General features: G+C 57.3%; 12 protein-coding genes. 4 read left to right on the forward strand and 8 right to left on the reverse strand.

Translation table 11 applies throughout. The annotated features are described in order from the left end of the window. A partial coding sequence (locus OSH12_RS25975; protein ID WP_266346545.1) for a hypothetical protein occupies nucleotides 1-231 on the forward strand: 231 nt, incomplete at its 5' end. Nucleotides 232-261: 30 nt separating this feature from the next. Here the strand turns inward: OSH12_RS25975 and OSH12_RS25980 are convergent. The 5 genes from OSH12_RS25980 to OSH12_RS26000 all read right to left on the reverse strand — a co-directional run bounded on the left by OSH12_RS25980 (nucleotide 262) and on the right by OSH12_RS26000 (nucleotide 3,943). Beyond that, entirely contained in the window at nucleotides 262-801 is a 540-nt protein-coding gene (locus tag OSH12_RS25980; RefSeq protein WP_266346546.1) for a 7-cyano-7-deazaguanine synthase, read from the reverse strand. Nucleotides 802-1,010: 209 nt separating this feature from the next. Beyond that, on the reverse strand, nucleotides 1,011-1,499 hold the full coding sequence (locus OSH12_RS25985; RefSeq protein WP_266346547.1) for a hypothetical protein: 489 nt from the start codon (nucleotides 1,497-1,499) through the stop codon (nucleotides 1,011-1,013). A gap of 293 nt (nucleotides 1,500-1,792) precedes the next feature. Next, on the reverse strand, nucleotides 1,793-2,326 hold the full coding sequence (locus OSH12_RS25990; protein WP_266346548.1) for a lipocalin family protein: 534 nt from the start codon (nucleotides 2,324-2,326) through the stop codon (nucleotides 1,793-1,795). 243 nt (nucleotides 2,327-2,569) lie between these two features. Further along, nucleotides 2,570-2,911: a response regulator gene (locus OSH12_RS25995; RefSeq protein WP_266346549.1), complete on the reverse strand. Its 342-nt coding sequence runs from the start codon at nucleotides 2,909-2,911 to the stop codon at nucleotides 2,570-2,572. Between the two features lie 45 nt (nucleotides 2,912-2,956). Further along, on the reverse strand, nucleotides 2,957-3,943 hold the full coding sequence (locus OSH12_RS26000; RefSeq protein ID WP_266346550.1) for a sensor histidine kinase: 987 nt from the start codon (nucleotides 3,941-3,943) through the stop codon (nucleotides 2,957-2,959). 207 nt (nucleotides 3,944-4,150) lie between these two features. Between OSH12_RS26000 and OSH12_RS26005 the strand changes: the two genes are divergently transcribed. Then, nucleotides 4,151-4,456 (forward strand): hypothetical protein, encoded by a 306-nt coding sequence (locus OSH12_RS26005; protein WP_266346551.1) that lies wholly within the window; start codon nucleotides 4,151-4,153, stop codon nucleotides 4,454-4,456. Nucleotides 4,457-4,657: 201 nt separating this feature from the next. On the opposite strand, the gene OSH12_RS26010 is transcribed toward OSH12_RS26005, so the two are convergent. Next, nucleotides 4,658-5,047, reverse strand: a complete 390-nt coding sequence (locus OSH12_RS26010; protein WP_266346552.1) for a hypothetical protein — start codon at nucleotides 5,045-5,047, stop codon at nucleotides 4,658-4,660. 518 nt (nucleotides 5,048-5,565) lie between these two features. After that, nucleotides 5,566-5,928, reverse strand: coding sequence for a hypothetical protein (locus OSH12_RS26015; protein ID WP_266346553.1), 363 nt, complete (start codon nucleotides 5,926-5,928; stop codon nucleotides 5,566-5,568). A gap of 658 nt (nucleotides 5,929-6,586) precedes the next feature. On the opposite strand from OSH12_RS26015, the gene OSH12_RS26020 reads away from it, so the two are divergent. Together OSH12_RS26020 and OSH12_RS26025 are read left to right on the forward strand one after the other, a co-directional pair. Beyond that, on the forward strand, nucleotides 6,587-6,934 hold the full coding sequence (locus tag OSH12_RS26020) for a helix-turn-helix domain-containing protein (protein WP_266346554.1): 348 nt from the start codon (nucleotides 6,587-6,589) through the stop codon (nucleotides 6,932-6,934). A 211-nt stretch (nucleotides 6,935-7,145) separates the two neighbouring features. Next, entirely contained in the window at nucleotides 7,146-7,403 is a 258-nt protein-coding gene (locus OSH12_RS26025; RefSeq protein ID WP_266346555.1) for a hypothetical protein, read from the forward strand. Between the two features lie 96 nt (nucleotides 7,404-7,499). Here the strand turns inward: OSH12_RS26025 and OSH12_RS26030 are convergent. Then, a partial coding sequence (locus OSH12_RS26030; RefSeq protein WP_266346556.1) for a sensor histidine kinase occupies nucleotides 7,500-8,205 on the reverse strand: 706 nt, incomplete at its 5' end.

Genomic DNA, 8,205 nt, shown 5'->3' on the forward strand with positions numbered 1-8,205 from the left:
TTGCTGTATAGGACTTCCCGAAGCGGATCGTATGATAGAGATAAGCTTGTCTCGCCCAGGATTGATCGCGACGTGTTCGAGCATTCCAAGCCGACGATCCAGGCTGCACCGGCAACACTCGACATTGTATTGGCACCACGAGACCTGGTGCTGCACCATCTCTCGAAACCAGAAATGCCGGCTGTTCGCGGTATTCGCCGAAAAGCGACCTTACCGGACTCGGCCCCATAACAGGCAGTCCGCTTTGCGCCCCCAATAGAGTTATTGAGGAGACTTCCCGTCCGTCTGAAAAGCAGACGCTACTGACAATCGGTTACGACCGACCGCGACCAGCATCGCCATGATGTCATAGCGAATATCGGTACGGTCCCAGGCGTGGCCGATATCCTTGTATTGATAGGCCGTGGTGTCGGTTATCCCAGCTTTTGCGAATGCGGCTCGCCTAATGAGACACGGCACGCAATGGCCGGATTGCTGGCTCTTCCGCTTCCACTTGGCGCAGGAAACCGTTGCGACCGTTGTACCCTCGAGTTCTTCGTCTGGGGCCAGGTCGAGTAGCATTTCGCCCTTCGTCATATGGCGATAGGGATTCTCGAGGCGGACCGGAAGGTTCATCGTGTTGAAGATTGGTTGCATCCGTCCAAGAAATTCGGGATGGGTGGTCCTGGTCCTGGTGCTGTGAGAACCGATCCTTCGCCTTGTAAGTGGGGCATGCAGGGCGATGAAGCCGTTCTCAGGAACGAAGAGTTCGATAGGACTGACCGAGGGGCCCTTCGCCCTGAGCGCACTGGCAGCGACCACCCCGTATGCTAGGAATCCAAGGCTTCGCGTCCGCATGCTGGGGTCGTTCTTGTTCTCCCCCGAAAACAGGGGATTGGCGTTCGCCGCAAACCGGGGGAGCTTCTTCCAGAGGCGGGGAGCGAGGTATCGCTGATAGCTTTGGTCTCCGCGGTATGAATGGCTGACGAGCAGCGGAGTCCTGCTTCGGTCCAACTATTGACGTGCGCCTATCAGGCTGTCCAGCCCGCCGGAGAACAGGCAGACGCAGTCGGCGGATCCAATCCCGATGTGAGACCGGTGACGGCGCAGGATCGCCTCCTTGTTGGAGGTTCCTTGCCGCAGTCGGTGAAGGAAAGCTGCCACTGGTCTCCGCTCAGGAAGTTAAGGGCCTGCTCCAGTTCTTCTACGATGGCATGCCAGGCGCTCGGCCGCGCGAGCGGGATCTGCAAGGCCATCTCGCGGGACCACCCGTTTCCAGAATAAATCGATCGATCAATAAAGGTGTCGGCCACGGTGGCGCCCATGGCGATGGAAAGGAAGTCGAATGCGATCGGGTCGACTCCGACACCCAATCGTCGGACGGCGAGGTCGAGGGTTCCCCCGATCGAAGCAGAGCAGATCCGCTTTGGCCGGGCCCCGTAGAGATACACGTGGGTGGCGCCGTCCGAGTCATCGTCAGGGATCTCGTCCTCGTCGGTGTGGAATTCGAGCCTACTCATCGTTAGCCTCCTCCTTCCAGACCTCGGTGACCGCTTCCCGCATGAAGCGCTCGACGGCGGCCTTGGCGATGAACATAACACTAAGCCGGCGTGTGAAGATGAGACCGCTTCCAACGACTAGGATCGTCCGATAGCGCCCACTAACCGGCAAACCTCGCGATGAAAGTTGTCAACGCAGTCCACTGGCAGGCACCCGGGGGTACCGGCTGTTCGGTGGCATTCAGCACTGAAACGCCGTCAGCGGCGTCACCTGGCGCGGTAAACAGCATCTAAGGCTCGGTGCGCCATATGTCTCAGTGTTGGGTCCAACGCAGCATGCCTACGTTATATCCGAGCGACTGAACCTTAGCTTTCAGCATCTTGCGAATTTGCTCGGATGGTTTAGCGGTGCGGGTCAGGATCCATAAATATCGGCCGGACGGCTCACCGACAATTGACCATGCATAGTCGGGACCATGATCGAGAACCCAGTAGTCACCGTAGAATGGCCCGAAGAAGGATACCTTCAGCTTCGTATTTCCACTCTCTGGCACCACTTTGGCGCGGCCTTCTGCGACCTTCTTCTTTCCATCCACACCGCCTTCGCGGCAGGTGTTCACCACCCTGACCATGCCGTCATCGCGCAAACTGTAGTCCGCTGTAACCGCTTCACAGTTGCGCTCGAAGCGGTTTTCGTATCGGCCGAGCTCGAACCATCGGCCGAGATAGCGTTCAAGCTCAACGCTTTTGGCCGGCTGGGGAACACAGGCGTTTCCTACGGGACCAGCTGGAATGCATGCAGCTAGCAGGCTGGCGGCGAGAAGCGGGAGGATAGTTTTGAGGGTCATACCGTTTACACAAAAAAGCGGCGCTTAGGTTCCGCTAAGAAATGGACGACGTAACCTGCCTATTGAACCGCAGACTTCAGGCCCATCAAACGCGCCGCGCCGGCACGCAGAGATGAAGCCACCCTCCCCGCAAATCGCCTACAGGGCTTGCTTGCCGGCTCTTGCCCGTGCTGGCTGCGGGCCCATAGGGCCCCGCTTTGAGACGGGAGCCGAAGCTAGGGATTTCGTCATCCACGCTTCGGCTTAGCGTCCCAACAGATCGGCGAGCGCGGACACCAAATGGTCTGGCTGTGCCGGCTTCCCAATATTGGCAACACCGTCAAAGGCAGCTTCGCTGTCGATGGTCTCTTGCTTGTAGCCGCTCGAGAGGATGAACGGGACATTCCGCTCCTTCAACGCCCAAGCCACTGGAGCGCTGACTTCCCCCCGCAGGTTGACATCAAGCACGCACGCGCTGGGCGAAGTGGTCTTCAGCAGGGCCAATGCTGCGGCTACCGTCGCTGCGGGGCCTACGACGATATAGCCGCTGTCCTCCAGAATCTGCGCCAACTCCATCGCGACTAGATACTCGTCTTCGACGATCAAAATTACGAACGGCCGAGATGCTGATCTGGGATTTTCCACAAGGACCTACTGCTGCACCGGTAGCGTGATCTGCACGCGCAATCCGGCCGGATCGTGATCAAACATGGCCCTGCCTCCCTCCGCTCGAATGCTGTAGTCAATCAGGCGGGTTCCGAACCCCTTGCGTTTCGGTGGTATCACTTCAGGCCCGCCTTCTTCCTGCCAGAGCAGTACCAAACGCGTGTTGCCCTCGTGAGGTTCCGTGCGCCAGGCAACGCGAACGATACCGGTGCTTGCGGATAGGGCGCCATACTTCAGCGCATTCGTCGCCAGTTCATGCAGGATCATCGACAGCGGCAGGATTTGGCTTTCCGACAGGCTAACCGGCGGGCCCGGAATGACGGTGGCGCGGGTCCCTGCGACTGGCGATAGCGACTGGTTCAACAGAGATGCCAAGTCAGCATTTGAGCCGTTCGACGAGATAAAATCCTGCGCGTTTAGAAGAGCGTCCACTCGGCCTATAAAATTATCGCGATACTCAGCTCCTGTTACCCCATTAACTTCGGTTTGACGGGCAATGGCCTTGACCGATGCAATCAGGTTTTTCATTCGATGGCGAGTTTCGGCGATCAAAATGTCCTTTGCAGCGTCCTCCCTCTCCCTGGCGGTAACATCTTCAAACACGACCAGCATTTGGGTGCTGTTGTTGCCGGGAATTAAAAGCTGGCGAGCGGTCACGCGCATGGAGCGCATGCCAATACCGGGAAAGTCATGATCGACCTGATATCCGAGGACCGCTGTGGTCTTCGGCACAACCTCTGACAGCAGTTCTCGCAGCTCCGGAATATCCCACTGGCCATCTCCGAGCTCAAAGAGACTCTGCCCCACAGTGCTCTCTAAATCGGTATCGAAGGTTCGATAGAACGAGGGATTAGCGTTGAGAATTACGAACGATTTGTCGAGAACGACGAGCGGCTCTTGGAGAGTATCGACAATGCCCTGGGTCTGCACATGACCGCTACGGAGCAGTCGGTACAGTTCTTCGAGTGTCATGTGCTGTCCTGCCATTAGGCGCTTACCCTATCTGGTGGCCACAATCGGATTTCTCGGCGCTACGCGCAACGCTAACGCAGGTCGAGAAAGAAAGATGCGAAGTGGCCGCGAAAAGGTTTTTGGCACGCGGACGGATAGGCAAACATCGGCACCCCCGCAACAATCTGCCGCTTGCGTCCGTTAGCTCCACGGCAAAGGAGCTCAGGCATGAACACAGACAAACCCAATTTGGCCGATGGCAACGAGCCGGAAGGCCACCAGCAGCTCGACTCTCACGTTCAGGGCCAACCGCCTGTCTATGGCGAGCCCAAGGGGCCACGCCCGGGCACGATGTTCCGCCACAAAGATGGGGTTCCCCAACCTCCGGATCGGGAGCGCGACGGTTTCGTCAGTGGGCCAGATGTGGTGGGGCTGGGCGATATCGTCGGAAGCGGCCCCGAGGAGTGGGAGCGAAGCAAAAAGCCCGGGACGGAGAGCGAAGACAGCAAGAATGATGACAAGGCGGCCGGCTAGCCTCCCACGGCTATCTCACTGCTCGGCCTGTTATGGTTCCATCGGGACCTCGACGGCGCTGCCTGTGGGCAAGCGCGGATGGAGGGTGGAGCGCGTGATGGACTGGCGCGGGTGCCGCCTCTATTTCCATCGGCTAATTGTCTACGAAGAAGGCCGCGGCGCCCAACCTGAACGCCGCGGCCGATCAACCATGTTCTGGGATTACTTGCACAGGCAGAGTGCAGCGGCCGCTTCAGTGGCCACGTTCTTCTGCATGTTCGCAATCATTTCAGGAGAATCGACCATGTAGCGCCGGTGGGTTGTCTTTCCCTCGGCCTTGTCCCAAGTAACCAGGTTACACCCGTTCGTCACTTTGGTCGAACCGATCTTGTCGCGCCAACTCACATCGGTGAACGTTCTGGCGCCTTCCGACCCCTTGTGCTGGGACTTGCCTTCCCCGCCCTCGAAGAACTTCACGTAGTCGTTCGGCTGGATGACGCCCTGAGCGCCTTGATAGTTGGGCTCAGAGTAAATCATGCACTGTGCGAAGGCCGCCGTTGACATCATCGTCAGCGAAATCGTCGCAACAGCCGTACGAATGAATCTGTTCATACATTCCCCCTCAGGCCCGGCTCTCGGCCAGGTATTTCTCAGTTGACGTTAACGAGCATAATTTACCCGCAACTACCTGAACGAGTGATGAACGTATCGTCAGCCGAAATCAGGCGATGGGTTCGGCCGGGTCATCACTGCCGGGAAACCCGGCGATGCTCCGCACCTGCAGGTCTGAGGCCCGCCAGCAGTTGCCAGAACCTGAGCGAGGCACAGGTTATCGGAGAACATCGGAAATTCCGGGCTATCAGCATGCGTCCAAAACTGGACGGACGTTTTTCCCAGAAAGGGAAAAATTCAGCCAACCTGGGAAATTCCCACAATTTCCTCGGCAGGAGCGTCTCAAATATGGCCGTGGCCCACGTTAAGCGGTCTCGTTCATAACCTGCCTGATAGGCAGGTTTAAATATGCCTCACTCGCGCCGCGCACCTGCACGCACGCCATAGCAGAGCCCGGCATCGCCGCAAATCGCCTGTGGGACTTGGTAGCGGGCTTTTGGTCCCAGCTAGCTGGTCTTCTAGACGCCGTCATCAAAACGCCGCGTGTGGTTTCGGCTGACTCGCTGAATGGCATTCGGCTTCTGCCCTCGCCGAAAAGCTTCAAACATTGGCTCGGCCTTTGCCATGTGCTTCGTGAAATTGATCTTCTTCAACTTGCCCATCTGCGCCAGCAATGATTTTAGCTTCTGCGCCCGCATCTGCTCAGCGCGATTAAGGGCGCCTTCCATTGTCCGGTGCCATTCTCTGCCTTCCCCAGCGTAGGAATTAAAGACTACGCGGCCTAGGGGGCGGAAGTAGTCGCTACTGATTGTCCCCGCCACCTTCTGGATGCCGCGGCTAAGGGCGTGTCGAGTGGTGTAAACGGTAGCGAGCTCGCACATATTTGGTTCTCCTGAACCCTACGAGCCTAGCCACTCGTCGATCTCCAGTCTCGGATATCGGCCGCACCACGAGCACGAATTGGTGAAGAGGATCAGAGCAGCCACACTGAGAACGGCTAGAAGTCTCGCCTGACTTGGGAAAGAGGCCCTTCTGCGTGCACGCCGCAGCCCGCCTCCGGCGAATTGGCCGCCCATCAGGCGACGCTATAATTCCAGAGCTTCGCGCTCCTGGATCAAAACCTCGAGCATCTCCTCTAGCGCCGTAATCCTACCCGACAAACGGCATTTGTTTGAAGCTCCGACTGTTGCAGAAGTCTGACCGTAAGCAGACCAGATCCTTTCACGCGCCGCTGCGATACACCCATCGACCGCAAGCCAAGCTGAAACCGCTGTCACGAGTATTCCCTTTCAGGCGGGCCCAACATTCCGCTCGGGAATGAGTTACACGCTTATGGCACTGACCGCAAAGCAGCAGCGCTGCGCGGAAGCAGTGCGTCCGAGGCCGCAGAGCTGTCACGGCACGTGTTGAGCTTCTTAAGGGATCCATAGGAAACAGCGAGAGCGAAGACCCGCGGCGGGTGGACAGGCTGGTTGACGGAGGGAACTGGTTCCCGCTCCTCTCGTTATTGACCGTTCCATCAACGAGCGGAGCCAACACATGTCCCAGGATAACAACACCCCCACCTCAGTTGGGTATCTCCCCTATAGCGTGGCTAAGGCTCTGTCAGAGGGCAATTCCATGTTGAGGGCATTGCGGGAATGGCGAGGTCTTTCCTTTACGGAACTTAGTGATGCATCGGGGGTCGACCTGGTCCTGCTGATGTTAGCCGAGCGGGGATCGGAACTCCTGCCCGATGAGCAGGCGGCCTTAGCCAAAGTGCTGAGTGTGGAAGAGCGTGTGTTAGAAGTCTCGACCCCGGGGCTAAAATCCATCAACTCTACTCCCCACGCTCGACAAGACTTTCAATCGACAAGAACCGATTTGTGTAATGCGAGCACCACGTAGCTCGCAGGTCGCGCGAATTTCATGATTGGAAATTGGTTCCATCGCAATCAATTTGCCTTGCGATTTTTTCCAAATAGAAAATGCAATTAATTGCCCGTGCAACCAATAGATGAGCTTCCAAAAAAATGACTAATAAGAGCAACCAATCACGGGGATACTTGTTTTAATTCCGCTGCATATGAGCAGTATTCGACTTCCAGTGGAGAATACAATGGCTAATCAGCAGAGCAATCGCAGTGGTTCCGACGATAAGAAGAGCGTTCCCGGGAGCAAGACCCAGAAGAGCGAGGAAACCAAGGGCGGCAAATCGGCCAGCAGCAAATCCACGCGTGGCGGCACACCGGAGCAGCATGCGGAAGCAGGGCGTCAAAGCCATAAGAACGATGACGCCAAGGGTTCTAAGTCTGGTTCTGGCGCCGAGAGCAAAAGTGGTAACTCCTCGTCGCGCGGCGGTTCTTCCAAGAGCTAGTTCCTGCCTCAAGCTATTATAGGAGGGCCCTCAACGGGCTCTCCTTGCCTTACTGCCGCTGATCCCGACATGGCTGGATCATCCGCAGTGGCCACCTCAAACGGTCGACGGTTTGTTCGGGGCTTGAACGGGCAATGCCACGACCGCGCGTAGGCCAGGAGAATTGTCGACGTACTCTATGTGGCCATGCAACTGCTCGACTAGTGCCTCCAACATACGCGAACCGAAGCCGGTTCCCTTGGTTATGTTGCCCTTCCCCTCACCATGATCCGAGACGACTATTCTCAGATTTTTCCGGTGCTGCTCTAGCACGACGCTCAATGGGCCTGGAGCTCCGCCATAGGCATATTTGGTAGCATTGGTTATGAGCTCGTTTACGATCAAACCCACACTAATGGCCCGATCCGTTGTGACGAGAACCGGTGCGAAATCTAGGGTGATATGAGTTGCCCACTTGGGGTCCATCGCGGTCTGAATCTCGCTGCAAAGCTCGCTCAGATAGCGCGATAGATCCACAATGGAGATGCACTCGGTGAGATATAGACGGCGATAGACCAAACTCACGGCGATCAGTCGACGCTCGGCTTCCTCAAGCTGCATCTTCACCTCTTCACCCGCGCCGCGCCGCTGCATTCGCAGGAAGCTCGAAACCAGAGCGAGGCTATTTTGCACCCTGTGATTGACCTCCTGGAGAAGAAAATCCTTCTGGTGGAGAAGGGCCTCGTTTTCTTTCAGGCTATTCGCCAACTCCCCGTTCAGGCGCCGAACGCGTTGATTGTTTCGGGCGTCAACAAGCTGTCGG

Origin of the sequence: Kaistia terrae, assembly GCF_026344005.1 — a bacterium.
In the GTDB taxonomy this organism is placed as follows: domain Bacteria; phylum Pseudomonadota; class Alphaproteobacteria; order Rhizobiales; family Kaistiaceae; genus Kaistia; species Kaistia terrae.